The organism is Paenibacillus tyrphae (genome assembly GCF_027925525.1).
GTDB classification, from domain to species: domain Bacteria; phylum Bacillota; class Bacilli; order Paenibacillales; family NBRC-103111; genus Paenibacillus_G; species Paenibacillus_G tyrfis_B.
In genome coordinates, this window is the sequence record NZ_BSDJ01000001.1 from 237,597 (window position 1) to 256,736 (window position 19,140).

16 protein-coding genes are annotated in these 19,140 nt (G+C 56.0%); 5 read left to right on the top strand and 11 right to left on the bottom strand.

What is annotated here, in order from left to right:
• Positions 1 to 3 precede the first annotated feature (3 nt).
• From QMG93_RS01165 to QMG93_RS01185, 5 genes are all read right to left on the bottom strand, one after another.
• A complete protein-coding gene (locus QMG93_RS01165; RefSeq protein WP_281933068.1) occupies positions 4 to 1,569 on the bottom strand; it encodes a response regulator in 1,566 nt (521 codons plus the stop codon).
• Positions 1,547 to 3,451, bottom strand: coding sequence for a sensor histidine kinase (locus QMG93_RS01170; RefSeq protein WP_281933069.1), 1,905 nt, complete (start codon positions 3,449 to 3,451; stop codon positions 1,547 to 1,549). The genes QMG93_RS01165 and QMG93_RS01170 overlap by 23 nt, the downstream gene beginning before the upstream one ends.
• A 105-nt stretch (positions 3,452 to 3,556) precedes the next feature.
• Positions 3,557 to 5,239: an extracellular solute-binding protein gene (locus QMG93_RS01175; RefSeq protein ID WP_281933271.1), complete on the bottom strand. Its 1,683-nt coding sequence runs from the start codon at positions 5,237 to 5,239 to the stop codon at positions 3,557 to 3,559.
• A 47-nt stretch (positions 5,240 to 5,286) separates the two neighbouring features.
• Positions 5,287 to 6,174: a carbohydrate ABC transporter permease gene (locus QMG93_RS01180; RefSeq protein WP_281933070.1), complete on the bottom strand. Its 888-nt coding sequence runs from the start codon at positions 6,172 to 6,174 to the stop codon at positions 5,287 to 5,289.
• Between the two features lie 19 nt (positions 6,175 to 6,193).
• The gene (locus tag QMG93_RS01185; protein WP_281933272.1) at positions 6,194 to 7,114 is read right to left on the bottom strand and encodes an ABC transporter permease; all 921 of its coding nucleotides are present in this window, start codon (positions 7,112 to 7,114) and stop codon (positions 6,194 to 6,196) included.
• Between the two features lie 289 nt (positions 7,115 to 7,403).
• On the opposite strand from QMG93_RS01185, the gene QMG93_RS01190 reads away from it, so the two are divergent.
• Genes QMG93_RS01190 through QMG93_RS01205 form a run of 4 tightly spaced genes read left to right on the top strand, consistent with a single transcriptional unit; the run spans position 7,404 to position 12,274 of the window.
• The gene (locus QMG93_RS01190; RefSeq protein ID WP_281933071.1) at positions 7,404 to 9,452 is read left to right on the top strand and encodes an alkaline phosphatase; all 2,049 of its coding nucleotides are present in this window, start codon (positions 7,404 to 7,406) and stop codon (positions 9,450 to 9,452) included.
• Positions 9,453 to 9,511: 59 nt separating this feature from the next.
• The gene (locus QMG93_RS01195) at positions 9,512 to 10,372 is read left to right on the top strand and encodes a hypothetical protein (protein WP_281933072.1); all 861 of its coding nucleotides are present in this window, start codon (positions 9,512 to 9,514) and stop codon (positions 10,370 to 10,372) included.
• Positions 10,372 to 11,058 (top strand): ABC transporter ATP-binding protein, encoded by a 687-nt coding sequence (locus QMG93_RS01200; RefSeq protein ID WP_281933073.1) that lies wholly within the window; start codon positions 10,372 to 10,374, stop codon positions 11,056 to 11,058. The genes QMG93_RS01195 and QMG93_RS01200 overlap by 1 nt, the downstream gene beginning before the upstream one ends.
• A 1-nt stretch (position 11,059) precedes the next feature.
• The gene (locus tag QMG93_RS01205; protein WP_281933074.1) at positions 11,060 to 12,274 is read left to right on the top strand and encodes an ABC transporter permease; all 1,215 of its coding nucleotides are present in this window, start codon (positions 11,060 to 11,062) and stop codon (positions 12,272 to 12,274) included.
• A gap of 74 nt (positions 12,275 to 12,348) precedes the next feature.
• On the opposite strand, the gene QMG93_RS01210 is transcribed toward QMG93_RS01205, so the two are convergent.
• Positions 12,349 to 12,861: a TlpA family protein disulfide reductase gene (locus tag QMG93_RS01210; protein ID WP_281933075.1), complete on the bottom strand. Its 513-nt coding sequence runs from the start codon at positions 12,859 to 12,861 to the stop codon at positions 12,349 to 12,351.
• A gap of 231 nt (positions 12,862 to 13,092) precedes the next feature.
• On the opposite strand from QMG93_RS01210, the gene QMG93_RS01215 reads away from it, so the two are divergent.
• Positions 13,093 to 13,566, top strand: coding sequence for a hypothetical protein (locus QMG93_RS01215; protein WP_281933076.1), 474 nt, complete (start codon positions 13,093 to 13,095; stop codon positions 13,564 to 13,566).
• Positions 13,567 to 13,696: 130 nt separating this feature from the next.
• On the opposite strand, the gene QMG93_RS01220 is transcribed toward QMG93_RS01215, so the two are convergent.
• From QMG93_RS01220 to QMG93_RS01240, 5 genes are all read right to left on the bottom strand, one after another.
• Entirely contained in the window at positions 13,697 to 14,113 is a 417-nt protein-coding gene (locus QMG93_RS01220; RefSeq protein ID WP_281933077.1) for a GyrI-like domain-containing protein, read from the bottom strand.
• A gap of 100 nt (positions 14,114 to 14,213) precedes the next feature.
• Positions 14,214 to 15,140: a helix-turn-helix transcriptional regulator gene (locus tag QMG93_RS01225; protein WP_281933078.1), complete on the bottom strand. Its 927-nt coding sequence runs from the start codon at positions 15,138 to 15,140 to the stop codon at positions 14,214 to 14,216.
• Positions 15,141 to 15,268: 128 nt separating this feature from the next.
• Positions 15,269 to 16,528: an alpha-L-fucosidase gene (locus QMG93_RS01230; RefSeq protein WP_281933079.1), complete on the bottom strand. Its 1,260-nt coding sequence runs from the start codon at positions 16,526 to 16,528 to the stop codon at positions 15,269 to 15,271.
• Between the two features lie 107 nt (positions 16,529 to 16,635).
• On the bottom strand, positions 16,636 to 18,168 hold the full coding sequence (locus QMG93_RS01235; RefSeq protein WP_281933080.1) for an extracellular solute-binding protein: 1,533 nt from the start codon (positions 18,166 to 18,168) through the stop codon (positions 16,636 to 16,638).
• Positions 18,169 to 18,257: 89 nt separating this feature from the next.
• Positions 18,258 to 19,139, bottom strand: a complete 882-nt coding sequence (locus tag QMG93_RS01240) for a carbohydrate ABC transporter permease (protein ID WP_281933081.1) — start codon at positions 19,137 to 19,139, stop codon at positions 18,258 to 18,260.
• Between the last annotated feature and the right edge of the window lies 1 nt (position 19,140).

Here is a 19,140-nt window from a genome sequence, read left to right on the forward strand (position 1 = left end):
CCGCTACCGCTTCAGCGCTTCATGCAGCTCCCGGTATTCCTGCGGGCTGATCCCTTCCATTTCCTTGAACACGCGGCTGAAATGCTTCGTATTCTCGAATCCGGTCAGCCCGCTGATCTCGTACACCTTGTGCCCGGTCGTGACAAGCAGCTCTTTGGCTTTGTCAATGCGCAGCTTTTTCAAATAGCTCACGAAGCTCTCGCCGGTATATTCTTTAAAGGCTTGGCTGAAATAGGAATAGTTCAACGACACGTGATTCGAAACGACGGCCATGTTCAAATCTTTATGGAAATTATCCTGCATATACTGCACGGCCTGCTTCATTTCTTTGTGATCGATATGGAACGTCTTCATGCTGCGCACATAGTCGTCCAGCCGATGCAGCAGCCCCTCCACGCTGTGGTAATAATCGTGAAAATAATAAAAATTCCAAAGATCTCCGACCTTCTTGAACAATCGGAGAATTTCGACCGATTCGCCCCCGTAAACGTGAAACACTTTGTCAAAAATCAGCTCGTTGAACGCACGGCTGACGCCTTCCAAATACGCAATATTGTATCGCGCCACCGTCCGGATATCGAGCACTTCCATGAGCAGCGACGTCATTTCCTTCTCCCGGCCGGCTCCCAGCATATTGCCCAGCTTTCTGATCTTGTCCGCAGGGATCGTAAAGTCCCTGCTCTTCCCAGCGATGCCCTCGTAGGAGACGACCCCCGGCGCGGATTGAAGAAACGTATATTTCAGCGCCTGTTCCGCTTCTTGATGAGCTGCCCTCACGCATGTCACGCCTTGGGTATAGCTGCTCAGTCCCATGCTGTAGGCGAAATAACCCGTCTCCGCGATGCGCCCGGCCAAAAACTGAAAAAGCTCGCGGCGCTGGGCGATCAGCACAAGCTGGTTCTCCTTATCCCACACGTGCGCGCGACGTTGTCCGGCCGGTTCCGGAACGTTTTCCAGCTCGGCTTGAATGCGCCCCAGAAATTCGGGCGGTCTCATGCCCTGGGCGGAACCGCGATATTGCAGCACCGCAAGCTGGAAGCCCTCCTCCAGCCACTCCAGACCGCATCCCTTCAATCGCTCCGGCAGCCCCGGCTCCTCCGGATGCGGATGGCGCAGCAAATAGCTTAGCTGACTTTCCCGATAGGCTTCCTGCTGCCGCATCGAGCTTGTCAATTGTTCGTCGATGCGCTCCCTCTGCTTCAATTCCTTCTCCAGCTTCAGCATCGTCCGGGCCAGCTCGTCACGGACGATCGGCTTGAGCAAATATTCCGACACATCGCAGCGGATCGCTTCTTGAGCGTATGGAAAGTCATCATGGCCGCTCAAAATAACGACGGCCGGCTTCCGCTCCAGCTCCTGAATCCGCTGAATGAGTGCAATTCCGTCCATCACAGGCATTCGGATGTCGGTAATCACGACGTCCACTGACGCCCGGTTCAAGAGCTCCAGCGCCTCCGCCCCGTCTTCGGCAAAATCGAACGTATAGGCTTCCGGGAACAGGCGGTCGATCATCGCTCGCAGACCGAGCCTAATATTTTTCTCGTCATCAACGATAAGCACTTTTCTCATCCGCAGACACCCCTCCCGATAAAATCAAATAGGGCAGCTTTATCGTCACCCGGGTGTAAGTCCCCTCCTCGCTGTCCACGGTCAGTCCGTACTCGCTGCCGTAATGCATGGCGATCCTTTGCATCACATTGCGCAGGCCGATCCCTCTGCCTTCCTGCTCCCCGGATGGCCCGCGTCCATATTGAGCCTGGAATCGAACGTCGTCCATAACGAGCTTCTCGCGCAGTCCAGCAAGCTTCTCCCCCGGCATGCCGGCCCCGTTGTCCGTCACCTCAATGTACGTCGATTCGTCCCCTTTCCAAGCGCGAATCCGAATCGCCATCCCCTCCCGTCGCGTGCGTTCCGTCCGCATGCCGTGCTTCACCGCATTTTCCACCAGAGGCTGCAGCGACATTTTCAGCATCTCCTGCTCCCGGTAGCCTTCGGGAATATCCAGCTGCAGGTCGAGCTTATCGTCATAGCGCATATTCATAATGGCGATGTAGTTGCGGATGTGCTGCAGTTCATCCCGAAGCTGCACGTACTCGCTCGACCACTTCAGACTGTAGCGCATCAGCGCCCCGAGAGAGGTCAAAGCGTCCGAGATGGTGTACTGCGCCTCCACTTCGGCCAGCATCTTCAGATTCTCCAGCGTATTGTAGAGGAAATGGGCATCGATCTGATTTTTAAGGGCATGCAGCTCCGCCTCCTTCGTCGCCGCTTGTTTATTCACCGCTTCCACGATCAGCTCGTTCATTTTCTTCATCATCTGCCGAAAATGATGCGCAAGCTCGCCTACCTCGCCGCCCGCATCGATATCGATCTGCACGTTCAGATCCCCTCGGCGCACCTTTTTCATCGAATCGCGTAAAATATGCAGCTTTTTCAAGATCAGCGACTGCAAAAAATAAGTGATCACGGACAACAGCGTGATGAGGACGACCGCTGCGGCGATGAAGAGATTGCGCGTATGCCGAATTTGCGTTACCTGATTTTCCAGAGATACGACATTGAGCAGATAGGCGTTCATCTGGTCGATCGGCGTCGTCAGGCACAAATACGGCGTGTCCCCAACCATGAACGTAAAGCTGGCCCCTTCCTCATGAGGACGCTCCGCCCAATCGCGCCGAAGCCGCTCCAAGTCGATGTCCTTGAAAAAAGCACTGCCCGTATCGGTGAACATTCGTCCCGAACGGTCGATGACCAGCATGCGGGATTGATCGTCTTGTAGGGGACTGAACACTTTTTGAAAAAACATATCGATTTTCATGTCTACTCCAAGAATGCCGACATGCCTGTCGCTCGGGTATTCAATTTCTTTCAACAGCGCGACATAGGTCGACGCAGCCCGGTTGTCCGCCGTGGCCCGGTTCATGATGTCTTTTTCGTCCTCTAGAATCTCCCAGCGCAATTCGCCCCGCTGCTCCAGCACGCTCTTGTACCACGGCCTGTTGGAGATTCGGCTTTCATGGAAAATCATCGGCCAGATTTCCATCGTATTCGGATTATCCGTAAACAGGCGGACATTCGTAATGTTCGGGTTATTAAACATGAGCCTTTGCAAATTGGAGAACGACTTCGCATTGAAATCAACGAGCTCGGGAACCTCCAGATCGTCCGGGCTTTGCATATAATTCATGAGTTCTTTGTCCGCCGTGTAGAACTGTGCCGTGCGCAGCATAATTTCCATATTATTCAAAATATACGCCTTCTCACTGGACAGCGCATATTGATTTTTCTTGAGCGTATCTTGAATCGTATTATGATAAAAGCCGTTGAATATATACCATGAAAATAAAATGATAGGGATCAAAATAATGAAAATATACGCCCCGATCAGCTTGAACTGTATAGAAATGCGGTCCGTCAGTCGCGCAAGCCTCATGCTCCGCATGTTTTTCATTTCCGTCCCCAGCCTTTATCCGACGTTTGTTCCCTTATTGTAATACGGAAAGTAGAAAAAAGCCCGGAGCCCCGGAAGCCGGGCTCGCGGGCCGAACCGCTCGAATTACTTCGCAAATTGCGCAATCTTTTGAGTATTGGCCTCGAATTCTTTTTGCTGGTACGCTCTTACCTTCTCCCATCCGCCGGCCTGCCGATCCTTCTGGAATTTGTCGAAGAGCTGATCGAATTCCGCATCGGACTTGGCAAGCAGCAGCTTCGGCAGCGCCTTGCCCCAGAGCTGGGCAATCTTCGTGTTGGCGATCCCTTCGACGGAATTGCCCGTCGGCACGATGTTATCGTATTGCGAGAAGCTCTTCGTCTTGCCCCGGGTCCATGCTTCCGGCTGCTTGATCGGCTCGACGCTGGGCGGCGCCCATTTGAGGCTCATGTTCGTATCCATCAGCATCCAGAAGGTATGGGAGGAACCGTACTTCTTATCGAAAGCGGAGCGGTCCTTGTTCAGCAGGTCGAGCGCTTCGGGCTTGAATTGGTCTTTTCCGTCAATGGTATCGTAGCTGACGCCCTTTTCGCCCAAGAACAGATCCTTATTCCCTTCTTCGCTGATCAGGTAACTAAGGAACCTGATCGCTCTCGCCTTGTCTTTCACATCCTTGGAGATCAGCGTCACCGTCCAGCCCGCAATTCCCGGACCGGCCAACGTCGGCGGGTCCTGCTTCGCGTTGGCAGGTCCGTCGATGGCAATGTACGCCGTGTTCGGATCTTTTTGATACAGCGAAATATTCTGGTTAGCCATATCCGAGCGTTGAAACAGCATGGCGAAGTAACGGCCCTGGGCGATTTTCTCCTCCATCTGCGGACGCTTGTCGATGAAAATGTCTTTGGCGAGCAAGCCGAGCTCGTTCGCTTGACGGAACGTCTTCAGCCATTTCACGAATTCGGGGTCGGTGTACCGGTCATATAGCTTGCCGTCTTTTTCGTAAGGAATAGCCAGAAAATTAGCCAGCATGGAGGAATTCTGGTTCGCGTCGAACAGCGAGTAGTTGCCGGTATCCCCAAACTCGCTCAGTCCCAGCGGAATGAGCGGCTGGCCGTTCACGCTCGGGAACTTCTCTTTGGCCGCCTGCAGCGCCTTCAGAAAGCCTTCCGGCGTTCTCATATCCGGCTTGCCAAGAGCTTCGTACATATCTTTGCGGACCATAAAGGTCTGGTTGGAAACGAAATTCTCCCCGTATTTCTTGTAATCCTGCGGGGAGGAGGACGCGTTCGGATACCCGTAGAAATGGCCGTCCTTCTGCGTATACCAAGTCGTCTTGGCCGGGTCCGTCACCTTGAAGAAGTACGGGTCGTATTGCTTCGCCAATTCGTCCAGAGGGAGAACCATGCCTCCTTCGATCATTTTCTTGACCGCGTCTTCATACCACCCCAGCGTAATGAAATCGGGCAGCTTGCCGGAAGCGATCATCGTATTCAGCTTTTCGTTTTCGTTGCCGGCCGGAACGATAAAATTGATGTTCACGCCCGTTTTCTTCGTGACGTATTGGGAGGTCGGATCGACGCCCCATTTGTTCGGAAACCAGGAGAAGTTCAAATACCAGTCGAACGTAATCGGCTTCGTGTCGGACTTCCAGCCCGGCTCGTCGGGATTTCCGGCCGGAGCCGCCGTGTCCGTGGAAGCGGTTTTTGCCTCTTTGGCCGGTTCGTTGCCGCGATCTGCGGAACATGCGCTCGCGGATACGGCCGTGACCAAAGCAAGCAGCATAGCGAACGTTTTGCGCGTTTTACTCATTCCCATCTACGTTTTCCCCTTTTCTGTATCATCATAGTGATATGGAATCAGCCCTTAATAGAGCCGATCATGAAGCCTTTCACAAAATATTTCTGCAAAAACGGATACACGATCACAATCGGCAAAGACGTAATGACCATCGTCGCCAGCTTGATCGACTGGGAGGACACGGACTTCGCGATCGTGCCGGAGGTGGCGGCCATCATCTGATTGGAGCTGGACTGGGCCACGACTCTGTACAGATACGTCTGGATTGGCTGAAGCTCGCTTTGATTGATGTAGATCATTCCCGTAAAGTAATCGTTCCACTGGTACACCCCATGGAAAAGCGCAATCGTCGCAACGACAGGCATCGAGACCGGGAGAATGACCGAGCGGAAAATTTTGAAATCGTTCGCGCCGTCCAGCTTCGCCGCCTCCTCCAGCCCGTCGGGAATCTCCCGGAAGAACGCCTGGAAAACGATCAGATCGAAGAAGCTGAACATCGCCGGAATAATGTACACCCAGAAGCTGTCGAGCAGCCCCAGATCCCGAATGAGCAAGTACGAGGGAATAAGCCCTCCGCTGAAAAACAACGTGACTGTGCCCAGCATCATATAGGCCCGGCGTCCGATCAGTTCTCTACGCGAGAACGCATACGCCACCATGGCGGTGAACAGCACGTGAACGACCGTCCCGACGACCGTCTTGGCGATCGTCACGCCCATCGCCAGCATGATGCCGTCGTTGGCGAATACGGCAAAATAGCTGTCAAAGCTGAACATGCGGGGCCACCAATAAATGCCGCCACGCATCGCGTCGTTGCCGTCGTTCAGGGAATTCACGAGCACATACCAGATCGGGTACAGCGTGACGAAGCAGATCACGAGCATGAAGACATCGTTCAGCCGGTCGAATATAACCTCACGCAGCGTTCTGCGGTTCATGGAAACCATCCTGCGATCCTCTCCTTTCCTAGAATAAGGACGTATTGTTCAATCGCTTCGTGATGTAGTTTGCCGAGAGTAGCAGAGCGAGCGAAATGAACGATTTGAGCAAGCCTACGGCCGTTGCATAGGAGAAGCGGCTTTGCTTCAGCCCGACCTGGTACACGTACACGTCGACGACGTTGCTGGCGCTCTCGTTCAATTGGTTTTTGAGCACGAGAATCTGGTCGAAGTTCGAATTCAAAATGCCGCTGACGGCAAGAACGAACAGGATGGTAATCGTGCCTTTGATCGCCGGGAGCGTCACGTAAATCATTTTCTGGAACCGGCCTGCCCCGTCAATTGTCGCCGCTTCGTACATTTCCGGAGAAACGCCGGAGATGGCGGCTAAATAAATGATAGCGGACCAACCCAGCTCCTTCCATATGTCCGAGGTGACGATAATGGTCCAGAAATAGTCGGGCTCGGCCAAATAGCTGATCGGCTCCTCGATCAGGTTCATCGCCAGGAGCAACTGGTTGATGATCCCCACGTCGGCCAGCCAGGTCGCCAAAATGCCTCCCAGAATGACCCAGGACAGAAAATGGGGCAAATACGAGATCGTTTGCACCGCCTTCTTGTAACGTACGGAACGCAGCTCATTCAGGAAGAGCGCGAAGACGATCGGCAGCGGGAATCCGAAGAGCAGCTTAAGCACGCTCATCCCGATCGTATTTTTGACCACATCGGCCAAGCTGTCGTCTTCCAGAAAAGCTTTGAAATGCTCCAGTCCCACCCAGGGCGCTGCGGAAATCGGCGCCGTGATATTGAAATCCTTGAAGGCAATGACAATGCCGTACATGGGGACATAGTGGAAAACGACGATCCATAGGACGCCAAGCAGCGCCATGACTTGCAGATGACGCTGTCCGTAGAGCCTGCGAAGCAGCTTGGATGCCGAACGGCTCATGGCTGCCGGCTCCTGCCGCCGAATCGGCGTATCTGTGTTAGAGCTCAAATCTACTGCACCTCCGGCTCGCACTTTCGTATGTAAGCATTTTCATCACTTTCATTGTAGTGGCCCGCCGCTTCCGGCGTAAGGAGGAAAATTTCAGCTGGGGTTGCTTTTTTTCGGGTTTTGTTCGTTTTGGGACAAGCAAGTCAAATTCTTCATAATTTCTTAACGTAATCATTCATCCCCCTTTACACAACTTGCCTATAATCGAGTTGTCCAATTCTAGTGGAGGTGCTTATTTATAATGAAAAAGGCTTTTAAAGTCTTAACCACCATCGCGGTCACCGGCAGCCTGCTTGCAAGCGGCACGGGATTCGTTACCGAGCCTGTACCGGCGGCTTATGCGGCGGAAACCGCGCAAGCTCCATCCGTGTATATCGCACCTATCGACCGAGCGAAATTTTTAGCCGGAAGCCTCTTCGACTTCCGTGTGGAATTAAATCACCTGACGGCGATGCCTTCCTCCGTCAGCATTACGGTGAACGGCAAAGATGCCGAGCAATTTTTCGGCAAGCCTTTTGTCAAAACCAACACAGACAAAAGCCAGGAGTTCACGATCCGGGACGTCAAAATCAATGAGCCCGGCACCTATGAAGTCGCCGTCAAAGCCGACAACGGCTTGGCGAAAAACGTGAAATACGAAGTCGTGCTGGCCGACCAAGGCGGCAAAAAAGCGAAAAACGTTATCCTGTTCGTTGGGGACGGCATGGCTTTTCCAGATGTGACGATGTCCCGCATCATGTCCAAGGGGATCACCGAGGGCAAGTACAACAGTCTGCTCGAAATGGATAAATTCGATCAGCGCGCGGTCGTGACGACCTCCGGCATGGATGCGCTCGTGACGGACTCCGCCAACAGCGCCAGCGCGTACAATACCGGACACAAGTCCGCGGTCAACGGCCTGGGCATCTACCCGGACAATACGGAAAGCTCGCTTGACGATCCGAAGGTCGAGACGCTGGCGGAAATGCTTAAGCGGACCCGCGGCATGTCGGTCGGCGTCGTCACAACGTCGGAAATCGAGGATGCCACCCCGGCGGCCGTCGTCTCCCATACGCGCAGACGCTCGGACAAGCCGGAAATCGCCGAAATGTTGTACAAGCTGCAGCCGGAAGTGATTCTGGGCGGCGGATCGGCTTATTTCCTTCCAAAAACGACGCCGGGCTCCAAACGGAAGGACGAGAAAAACCTGTTCGATATGTTCCAGCAAAAAGGCTACACGATCGCCGAGAACGCCACCCAGCTGAAAGCGGCGAATGCGCCGGACAAGCTGCTCGGCCTGTTCCATACGTCGGACATGAGCGTCTACTACGACCGCTCGACGAACAACAAAGCGGAGCTGAAGTCGTTCACGGATCAGCCGAACCTGTGGGATATGACGCAAAAAGCGCTCGATACGCTCAGCAAAAACGACAAAGGCTTCTTCCTGATGGTTGAAGGCGCAAGCATCGACAAGCAGCTTCATCCGCTGGATTGGGAGCGCGCGGCTTACGATACGATCGAGATGGATAAAGCGATCGGCGTAGCCAAGCGGTTCGCCGAGCAGAACGGCGAGACGATGATCATCGTTACGGCGGATCACTCGCACTCCGTCAGCGTCGCGGGAACGTATTGGGAAGGCGACGGCAAGTCCGGCCGCGAAGCGCTGCGCACGTACGAGGATTCCAAATTCCCGACGTATGTCGACAGCAACGGCGACGGGTTCCCGGACACGCCGGACGTTGACCGCAAGCTGGCTGTCGTGTTCGGCTCTCACCCCGACTACTATGAAGATTACAAATTCGATGCGGTGCCGACTTCCCCGACGGTGAAAAACAAGGACGGTCAATATGTAGCTAATCCGGCCAAGCTGGCGAATCCGGACGATCCGAACCGCGACCGATTCCTGCGACCGGGCAGCATTAGTCAGGCGGACAGCCAAGGCGTCCATACGGCCGATGACGTGCCGCTGATGGCGTACGGTCCGGGGTCGCAATATTTCAAAGGCACAATGGACAACACCGATGTGTTCTTCGGCATGGCTAACGCGCTTGGCCTAAATGCATCCGATGCGAAATCGGACGGCAAAAACTGGGTTCCACTGGCCAGCTTCGTCAATATGATGGGCGGTACGGTGAAGTTCAACGCGTCGACAAGAGAAATTACGATTCAAATCAACAACAGCACGGTTGTTTTGAATCTGAACAGCGGCAAAGCAACGAAAAACGGCAAGGATGTTACATTGGAGCATAAATTCGAGAACGGCACGACGTTCGTGTCCGGCAGCTCCATCCTGGAAGTGCTCGCGAAGTAAGCAAAGCTCGCGAGATCAAACGATAAATGGAAATTACGGAGTGAATGGAGGCGTTACCCATGCGGCTTGAACCAAGAGGCATGACCGCCTTAACCGTCGGCCTGATCGCCGTTACGCTCCTCGTTCCCGGCTGCAATCAACCGGTTCCCCTGTCTTCCGGGGGGCCGGTTGATTCTTCCGTTTCGGCGGCAGCGTCCGCCCCGGCGGCGGCGGCGGATGCAGGGCAAGCGGGCGGCGGGCAGACCGCGGCTGCTGGAGCCCCGCAGGCACGGGCGAGCGAGGCCGGCGCGGGCAGTGCGGCGGCCGCCCCTGCGGCAGCGAGCACCGCGCCCGCAGGCACAGCCCCGGCGGGCGATGCGGCCACGGGGAGCGCAGCGGCTCCCGGCGTGCAAGCAGCGGCGGATGCGGCCGCCAAAGGCGCTCCCGCAGCAGTCGGAACGGAGCCGCCGCAAGAGAAGCCGCCCGCGGCCGAACAAGCGGCGGCTGATCAGTCGGCCAAGCAAGCTAAAGCAGCGGCGACGAAAAATATCGTGAAGGAAGCGGGCAAAACGCCTGTTTTGACGTTCGAGGACCTGTATTCCGAGATGACGGTGCGCGGCGTGAAGCTATCGGATCAAGTGAATCAGTTGGCTGGAAAAAAAGTGGAAATGACCGGCTTCATGGCCCCGCCGTTGACCGTCAAAGTCAACTTTTTCGTGCTAACCAAAGTCGCGCTCACCGTCTGCCCGTTCTGTTCGACGGATGCGGACTGGCCGACGGATATCGTGGTCGTCTTTATGCCCAAGGGCAAGGACGTGACGCCGACGGAGCATCAGGTCAAAGTGACGGGCACGCTCAGCGTCGGCTCGCAGACGGACGAAGAGACTGGCTTCGTCAGCCTGATCCGCATTAACGCGGACAACGTGGAGGTGCTGAAGTAATGCTGCATGCCGAGAACTTGACCAAATCGTACCCCCTTCCGGGCAAGCGGCAGGTGCACGTGCTGAACATCTCCCATTTTGCCATGAACTCAGGCGAACGGGTGGCCCTGGTCGGACCGAGCGGCTCGGGGAAAAGCACCCTGCTTCAGCTCATCGCCGGTATCCTGCGGCCTACAAGCGGCACCATCCGCCTGCTGGACCGGCAGCTCGAACGACTGAGCGAAGCGGAGCTGGACCGGTTCCGCGCGCAGCATATCGGCTACGTGTTCCAGAGCTTCAACCTGCTGCCGGGCTTTACCGCGCTGGAGAACGTGCTGGCGGCCATGCAGTTCGGCAAAACCATCCCGCCGAAGGGGCAAAAGCAGCGCGCCAGCGAGCTGCTGGCGCAGGTCGGCCTCGAGCACCGGCTTCACCACAAGCCGGGCCAGCTCAGCGGCGGCGAGCAGCAGCGCGTCTCCATCGCGCGTGCGCTGGCGAACCGCCCGGCCCTTGTGCTGGCGGACGAGCCCACGGCCAGTCTGGACCACGCCAATGCGGAGCAGGTGTTTTCGCTGCTGGCCGAAGCTTGCGAACAGAACGGGACGGCCCTGCTGCTCTGCACTCACGACCCGGAGCTGGCCGGCAGATTGGACCGCGTCGTGAGCCTCCGGGAGCTTTCCATTTACGATACCAGAGAGGTCGGGTAACATGTCTTTGCTGCACATGGCTTGGCGCAACCTCATGAACCGGCGGGTCCAAACGCTCATTACCGTCATCGTTGTCAGCATCGGCGTCGCGATGACGCTCAGCATCATGATGCTCTCCGCAGGCATCAAGCAGGGCATCGTCAAAGCGAGCGAGCCGTTCGGCATGATCGTCGGCTCCAAGGGCAGCGCCAACCAGCTTGTGTTCAACACGATCTTTTTGATGGACAATCCTTTGGCGAATATTACGCTGGATTATTACCATACGCTTGAGAACGATCCTCGGGTAACCCAAGCGGTTCCTTTTGCGCTCGGTGATAACTATAAAGGGTTCCGGCTCGTCGGCACGACCCCTTCCTTCTTTGCGCTGAAAGGGAAGCCCAGCGATCCGCCTTATTTCCGGCTCGCGGACGGGCGGTTGTTTGACAAGCCGTTCGAAGCGGTGCTCGGTGCCAAAGTCGCCAAGGAAACCGGGCTCAAGGTCGGGGACCGGCTCATTTCCGGTCACGGCGTCGCCAAATCGTTGCAGCACGACGAAGGCCACAAGGACCATCCTTACACGGTCGTCGGCATCCTGCACGGCGTATCGGCCCCTTCGGATCAAGGGATTTACGTCAGCATGGACAGCTACTGGATCAGCCATGAGCATGCGGGGGAGCAAAAGCACGAGGAAGACGAACATGGCGTGACCGCCGCCTTGGTGAAGCCGCGAAGCTACGTGGACCTGATGAAGATGTATCAGGAGATCAATCAGGGCAAAGAGGCGCAGGCGGTGTTTCCCGGACAAGTCATCGCCAAAATCTTCGATATGATGGGCAGCGGCGAGCAAATTTTGAAATATATCAGCTACGTTGTTCTGGGCATGGCCGGGCTGACCGTCGTTCTCGCCCTGTACGGCTCCACCGTGGAACGAAGACGGACCGTCGCCATCCTGCGCGCCATCGGGGCAAGCCGCAGCGCCGTCGTCACGATCGTGCTGCTCGAATCCGTGCTGGTGGTCGTCTTCGGCTGCGTGCTCGGCACGGCGCTCGGCGGCGGACTCACCTGGCTGTTGTCGGACTATATCGGCTCGCAAATATCCGTGACGGTTGCGGTCGCTTACAGCTGGGATGTAGCTGCCGTTATCGGAGGCGTTGCGCTGCTGGGTATGATCGCAGGCATTCTCCCCGCCGTCAGCGCTTACCGGACGGAAACGGCCCGTTATTTGCACACGGCCTAATAAGATTTGTAAAAAAAACGACGAATCGCTCTCGCTTCAGCTCGAAAAAGGCTGAAAGAGGGCGATTCGTCGTTTTAACGCTGGAGCAGCGCCGTTATTTTTTTCTCAAAAGTGGCGTCGTCGGCAGCACCGGTGATTTTATCCGCGATCATACCGCTGCGGTCCACCAGATAGGTTGTCGGGATCGGTACGATACGATAGGCCTGAGCCGTCTCCGCCCGTTCATCGAGCAGCACCGGAAACGACAGGCCATGCTCCGAAACGAACGCCCGGACGGATTCGATCCGGTCCTTGGCCGTAATGTTGACCGCCACAAACTCCACCCGGTCCTTATACCGCTCATACAGCCGTGCCAACGCCGGAGCCTCCGCTTTACACGGCTCGCACCACGATGCCCAGAAATTAATGATCAACGGCTTGCCGCGAAATTGCTCCGACGTATACGTTTGTCCGTCCAACGCCGAGAGCGTGAAAGCGGGCGCCTGAGCCCCAATCTTCGCCGCCGTCCCGGGACGAGCCGGGAGCTTGGAATACAGCACCAAGGATACCAGCGCGACCAGAAGCAGCAGCATCCCTTTTCTTTTCATCGTTTCACCGTCCGTCCTTCTCCCGCTTGTCCCCTTTATTGTATCGGAAGATTGTTTTCCGAATGTCAACAGAGATGTTTGTAAAAGAACGATCTGAAATGGTAGAATCAGGTTGTTCATGCAATTTATACGGAAGCTTCTATGAATAGGTTTCGTCGCTGCCTGCGGTTCACTGAGGCTGGCTTTGTGCAAAAAAAGTTTCCATCGTATAGAGAAGGAGTGGAAAAGCAGATGAAAAAACTTTTACTTTTGGCATTGTGCCTCTCTTTGACCGGATCGACAGCGGCTTACGCCTACCAACCCCAGAACGATCCACCTGGCATAAGGAACAAGTCGAATGACGTTATGGATTATTTTTCTGTCGAAACCTCGAAAGAGGGCAGCTTCTTCTTTACATCCGGGGACGGAAAAGAGGATCTGAAACCTGGTGTAGACGGTTCGATTTATCGGGTCGTGATCAGCTCAAACGCGGATGCCGTCTTTACAGCTGTGTTCCCGAACGGCACGGAGCAGGCCTTTGAGATGGACAAATCCCATAACGGATACTTAGTCATTCCGGTCGAGTCCGGCATCAAGTCGCTCAAAATTAAAGTTGGAACGGATGGCTCGCGAACGGTCAAGGCCAACTTGCACCAATATAGAGTACATACGGAGAAAAATAATTTCATTTTCAATTATAAAAAATGGAAAAAGAAAACGAAATAAGGGAACCGTCACACGGTCCCCCCTCTTTTCCTAGCAAGCTAGCTGTTAACCGATTCGGGCCGGATCAGGCCTCGCGTACCGCCACATAAATCTCGACCTCGGCATCGCCGGGGTCAAAGCCGCGCGCATCCTATACCTCGAAGTCGCCCGTATAAGCGCGCTCGTACGAAGACGTCTCGAACCACGCCCAGATGCGCTGCCACACCTCGGCCACGACGCGGGCCACGGGGCCTCGCTCGCTTTTGAACACGACGTACCGCGCCTGCGGAACCGCCTCTACGGCCAATCCTTCCGGCGCCGTCTCCTTCGCCCACGCATGCCCGATCAGCACCGTGTAAGCTCCGTTCACGTCGCTCTCGTAATCCGTATACAGCACGTAGGTCAAATGCGGCTCGCTCACCCCATCGATCCGGGATAGCTCCGCAGCAAAAAAATCGTTCCACAGCCGCGGAATCGCCCCGTCCGGGCCGATTTCGCGCTGATTCGTCGTTCGGGCGCTCACGCCGACAAGGTTCATTGCGGGTTTGGAAGCAAAGCTCGTTTCCATAGGTTCGTCCTCTTTTCATCGTATAGTTGACCATCAAGTAATTGCGATGTTCTGTAACCTTCGTTTCTTAGTATACGATGCTAAATTGGACAGCCCCCTGTCATAGTTCCGCGTACTGAGCGATAATCTTTTGCGCCCGCTCCTTGAGCTCCCTCACCATAAACGCCGGCTCGTCGATTCTCACCTTGTCCCCGAAGCTGAGCATCCAACCGTAAAACCACTCATTCGCCGGATAGCAGCCGCGGATGCGGATCGAACCGTCCGGCAGCCACTCTGCCTGCTCCGTCGGAAACGTATCCTCCACGCGGTCGCGGACTTCCGGCCGAAAGGTCAGCACTACATCCAAGGCGCCGGACCCCGACCATTCCGGCTGCCAGGAATACGAGTCCAAGGCTGGCGCCGGACGCGGCTCGAAACGCTCCTCCGTCACGCGAAGCTCCCGGACCCGGGACAGCCGAAATACGCGAAATTCGCCCCGCAGCGTGCAGTAGGCATGCAAGTACCACAGGTAGCCTTTGAGGATCAGGCCGATCGGCTCCACAGTCCGTTCGGTTCCCGCTCCATCCAGATTCGTGTAGCGAAACGTAACCGTACGACGTTCCCCGATCGCGGTTCTTAGTGCCTGAACCCTCGCCCTCGCCGACGCGCTCTGCCCCCACGGATTGAAGTCGAACGTCAACGGCGCTCCGCCATGCTCCAACTGCTCCCGCTCCGTCGGCTGGAGCATCGTTTTTACTTTTTCCAACAGATTGGAAACCGACTGGTCGTCAAACGCCGTACGTATGCCTTGGACCGCAGCCAGCATAGACAACAGCTCGTCCAGAGCCAGAAATTGACGGCTGATCGTAAACTGCTCCATAATCTCAAAACCGCCGGTCGTCCCCTGATGCGCGACGATCGGAATGCCCGCCAGGCTAAGCGCCTCGATATCGCGGTAAATCGTCTTGGTGGATACCTCAAACCGGTCGGCCAACGCTTTGGCGCTAAGCCTTTTTCGATTCAGCAGCAGCACGGTGATCGCCAACAAACGATCCGTTCTCAGATGCTCCGCCCTCCCGCCGCGTCATTACGGGGAGCTGCCATCGTTCGTCAACAGCCCCTCCGCCGCCTTTTACGATCATTATAGCAGAAAGGACAGGCCGGGGCCGATGGCATCTATATATTCCGTTCTTCCCCAGAAACGCAATATACGGACATCGAGCGGATTTTCGGCATGGCGGCGCTGTCCAACACGTTCAGACGAATCCGGTCCGTACGGACCGTAGCAAACCGGTCGATCTTCTTATGGCCGACCGCGCTGCCTCTTACGAGCTCAATCCACCGTCCGTCCAGCATCGCTTCCAGCGAATATTCCCGAATGCGCTCGCCATACCGGATGTCTTCCATCAGCACCGCATGATCCAGCTCCATAGGCTCGTCCAGCACCAACTCCGCCGCGCCTTCGGCGTCCTTCACCTCGGCGAGCGGGCTGCCGAAACGGCGGCGAATCTCCTCTCCGAGCGCCAGCACGCGCTCCACGTCCGCCTCCGGCAGCAGCCCTCGCCGATCTGGAGCTACGTTCAGCAGCAGCGTTGCTCCGTGCCCGACCGAGCGGTAATACACGTCCATGAGCTCCCCTAGGCTCAACAGGCGAGCTTCGTCGTCCGGATGCCAGAACCAGTGATTCTTGCGGATCGGCACGTCGCACTCGGCCGGCAGCCAGACCGGCGTCTCCGGCAGCCAGTTCACGGCCGCCTCGGTAAACATGCTGACCCGGGCCGTCTCGGCCGTATTCCAGCACGGATACGGCGCGACGCCGTCTTCGTTCCCAACCCATCGGATCGTCGGGGCCCCCATGTTGAAAATCATCGCGTCCGGCTGATGCCGTTTGACGAGCGAGATGATGCGCGGCCAATCGTACTCGCGGCCTTCGGACCCGGCCCCGTCGAACCATACCTCGACGAGCGGCCCGTACTGCGTCAGCAGCTCGGTCAGCTGCTCGGCGTAGAAGTCGTCGTATGCGGCGCGATCCCGATAGCAGGCCGCATTCCGGTCCCACGGCGATACATAAATACCGAACCCGAGCCCCTCGCTTCGGCAGGCCTCCGCACAAGCGCGCACGACGTCGCCTTTCCCGTCAAGCCACGGGCTCGACTTCACCGAATACTCGGTTGTCCGGGTCGGCCACAGGCAGAAGCCGTCATGGTGCTTCGCCGTCAATATAAAATAGCGAAACCCGGCCTGCTTCGCGGTCCTTACCCATTGAACAGCGTCCAGTGCTGTCGGATGGAATCGCTCGGGTGAGTCCGAGCCGTCGCCCCATTCCTGATCGCAAAACGTATTGATGCCAAAATGGCAAAACATCCCCAGCTCCAGATTCTGCCAGCGGAGCTGCTGCTCCGTCGGTATAGCTAACAAAGGCTCATGCTTCATCATGCCGGCACATCTCCTTCCGCTTCTTCGAATTTTCGGGCAGCCTCGCAGCCAAGCCCGCTCTGTCACTCCCTTGGAGGAGTACAGGCGGGCTTGGTTCATCAGCCAGATTACTTCTGACCCTTGGCCTTAAAGCTATCGTTCATTTCCTTGATGTGGTTTTGATAGCCCGGGTCGTCCTTCATCGTCTTGACGAATTTGTCCCAATCGTCGATCGTCGCTTTGCCGATAATGACGTTGATCATCATATCGTTGATCTTTTTGTTCCAGTCGGCTCCTTTTTCCTTGAACGGTGCCGATTTCGGCAGCCCGAACTCCGGATTCGGCTCGGATTGTCCCGCGATCGTATCGACCAGCTTTTTATTGTATTCCAGTACGTCAGACGGCATGCCCGGCACGCTGGCGCGCAAATACTTGTTGTAATAGCCGGTTACCCATTGGCCCGTAGAGTCGCCCGAATAGCCTTTCTTCTTACCTTCTTCCGTTTGTGTGACCGCGCCGTCCGCGCCGATGGTGAAGTCCGTATCCTTGATGCCGTACGTTCCCAGATTGTAGCCTTCCTCGGTAGCGGTATAGTCGTACACTTCCAGAATGCGCTTCAGCTTCTCCTCGCTCACTTTCTTGCTGACGAGGAATTGGCCGTAATAGCCGATAGCCTGCTCGTAATGCGCTTTGCCGTCCGCTGCTTTCGGAATCTCATAAGCCACCAGGTTGGCGTTCGGATTCGCTTTTTTCAAGTCTTGATTGAATTTATAGGCGTCGGAGACGTTCGTGATCGCCGCACCGGCTTTTCCTTGAACGAGCATGTCGCGCACCTGCTGGCTCTTCATGACCGGCAGATCCGGCATGATGCCTCCAGATTGGAACGTTTTGTTCCAGAACTGCATCGCCTCTTTCGCCTGCGGCGTCATCCAGTTCGGGGTGATGCTGCCGTCCGCGCCTTTCTGCCAGCCCGTTCCCGCGCCGAACATACTGATCAGATACCCGGCCGGGCCCGGCGAACCGAAGAGCGCCAATCCGTACGTATCGGCCTTGCCGTTGCCGTCCGGGTCGTTCTTCGCGAAGGCCGTAAGCACGTTATACAGCTCATCCATTGTCTTCGGCGGCTGCATGCCGAGCTTTTCAAGCCAGTCTTTGCGCAGCACGAGTGCCTCGGAGCCGTCCAGCGGACGCACCCGCGGCAGCGAATACAGCTTGCCTTTAATGGAGGCGTTATCAAAAACGTTTTGCGGATATTTGGATAAGTTCGGATAATTTTTGATAAACGGTGTCAGTTCCCAGAACGCGCCCTTGTCGATCGCATTCAGGAAGCTCGGCGTCGTATTGAAGTCCTCCACGAACATCACGTCGGTGATGTCGCTCGATGCCAGCAGAACGTTCAGCTTTTCCGTGATGTTGTTGGCCGGGATGTAGTTGATTTTCAGATTGACGTTGAATTTCTCGCCGATCTTCTTGAGCCCTTCCAGCTCCCCGGTCGGCGCCGCGCTGAACGCGATCGTCGTGACGGTGATATCCATCGGCTTGCCGGATTTGCCGTCCCCTTGAGCTGCCGGAGCATCAGATGCCTTCCCGCCGCAGGCGGCGAGCGAAGCGACCAGGGCGACCGATACGGCGCCTGCTGCGATTGTTTTCATCGTTTTCATTCAAGATGACCTCCCTTAAGTATGTTTCCGGATGCGAGGCGAATGTTCTATTATCGGTGAACGGCCGGACACGGTCAGACTAGAATGCATCAGCCTTTGACCGAGCCCACCATCATACCCTTGACAAAATACTTCTGCAAAAACGGATAAACCACAACGATCGGCAGCGAGGAGATGACGACAGCTGCCATCTTAATCACATCAGGCGGCACGGTCTGCTCACTTTGGATCATGGCCGCAACGCTCGGGTCGGCCACCTGCGTGGACGCCTGAATCAGCAGCAGTTGAAGCAGCACCTGCATCGGCCGCAGCGAGTCGTCGTTGATGTACAGCACCGCGCTGAAATACGTATTCCAGTACGCCACCGCAAAAAACAGTCCGAAAGCGGCCAGCGCCGGCAGCGACAGCGGCAGCATGACCCGGAAGAAGACGCCGATGTCTGAGCAGCCGTCGATGTTAGCGGCCTCCTCCAATTCGGCGGGCACGTCCTGATAGAAGTTCTTCATCAAGAACACGTACCAGGCCCCGGTCAGCACCGGCAAAATGAGCGCCCAGATCGTATTGGTAAGGCCCAAGCTGTCCACAAGCATATAGTTCGGAATCATCCCCGGCTGAAACAGCATCGTGAGCAAAATCGCCACGAGGAAAAACTGCTTGCCCTTGAGCCGCTTGCGCGACAGCACATACGAGAGCGAGCTGGTAACGACAAGACTGAGCAGGGTACCAACGACGGCCAACACCGCGCTAATTCCCATCGATCGGATGAACGTTCCCGTCGACAAAATGTAACGATACGAGTCAAGACTCCATTTTTCCGGAAAAATAACGACCGACTTCGTCACATACTCGTTCGCGTCGGTGAACGATATGATCACCACATACAGAAACGGCAGCAGCGTCAGCAGCGAGATGACGGTTAACAGCACGTAATTCGACGCTTGAAAAAAACGGTAAGAGGCAGATGCTTTCATA

Excerpts from the sequence above, each read along its gene's own strand:
- QMG93_RS01170 (WP_281933069.1), bottom strand. The coding sequence starts at position 3,451 with ATGAAAAACATGCGGAGCATGAGGCTTGCGCGACTGACGGACCGCATT.
- QMG93_RS01195 (WP_281933072.1), top strand. The coding sequence starts at position 9,512 with ATGCGGCTTGAACCAAGAGGCATGACCGCCTTAACCGTCGGCCTGATC.
- QMG93_RS01175 (WP_281933271.1), bottom strand. The coding sequence starts at position 5,239 with ATGAGTAAAACGCGCAAAACGTTCGCTATGCTGCTTGCTTTGGTCACG.
- QMG93_RS01235 (WP_281933080.1), bottom strand. The coding sequence starts at position 18,168 with ATGAAAACGATGAAAACAATCGCAGCAGGCGCCGTATCGGTCGCCCTG.
- QMG93_RS01185 (WP_281933272.1), bottom strand. The coding sequence starts at position 7,114 with ATGAGCCGTTCGGCATCCAAGCTGCTTCGCAGGCTCTACGGACAGCGT.
- QMG93_RS01240 (WP_281933081.1), bottom strand. The coding sequence starts at position 19,139 with ATGAAAGCATCTGCCTCTTACCGTTTTTTTCAAGCGTCGAATTACGTG.
- QMG93_RS01210 (WP_281933075.1), bottom strand. The coding sequence starts at position 12,861 with ATGAAAAGAAAAGGGATGCTGCTGCTTCTGGTCGCGCTGGTATCCTTG.
- QMG93_RS01215 (WP_281933076.1), top strand. The coding sequence starts at position 13,093 with ATGAAAAAACTTTTACTTTTGGCATTGTGCCTCTCTTTGACCGGATCG.
- QMG93_RS01180 (WP_281933070.1), bottom strand. The coding sequence starts at position 6,174 with ATGGTTTCCATGAACCGCAGAACGCTGCGTGAGGTTATATTCGACCGG.
- QMG93_RS01205 (WP_281933074.1), top strand. The coding sequence starts at position 11,060 with ATGTCTTTGCTGCACATGGCTTGGCGCAACCTCATGAACCGGCGGGTC.
- QMG93_RS01220 (WP_281933077.1), bottom strand. The coding sequence starts at position 14,113 with ATGGAAACGAGCTTTGCTTCCAAACCCGCAATGAACCTTGTCGGCGTG.
- QMG93_RS01165 (WP_281933068.1), bottom strand. The coding sequence starts at position 1,569 with ATGAGAAAAGTGCTTATCGTTGATGACGAGAAAAATATTAGGCTCGGT.
- QMG93_RS01200 (WP_281933073.1), top strand. The coding sequence starts at position 10,372 with ATGCTGCATGCCGAGAACTTGACCAAATCGTACCCCCTTCCGGGCAAG.
- QMG93_RS01230 (WP_281933079.1), bottom strand. The coding sequence starts at position 16,528 with ATGATGAAGCATGAGCCTTTGTTAGCTATACCGACGGAGCAGCAGCTC.
- QMG93_RS01190 (WP_281933071.1), top strand. The coding sequence starts at position 7,404 with ATGAAAAAGGCTTTTAAAGTCTTAACCACCATCGCGGTCACCGGCAGC.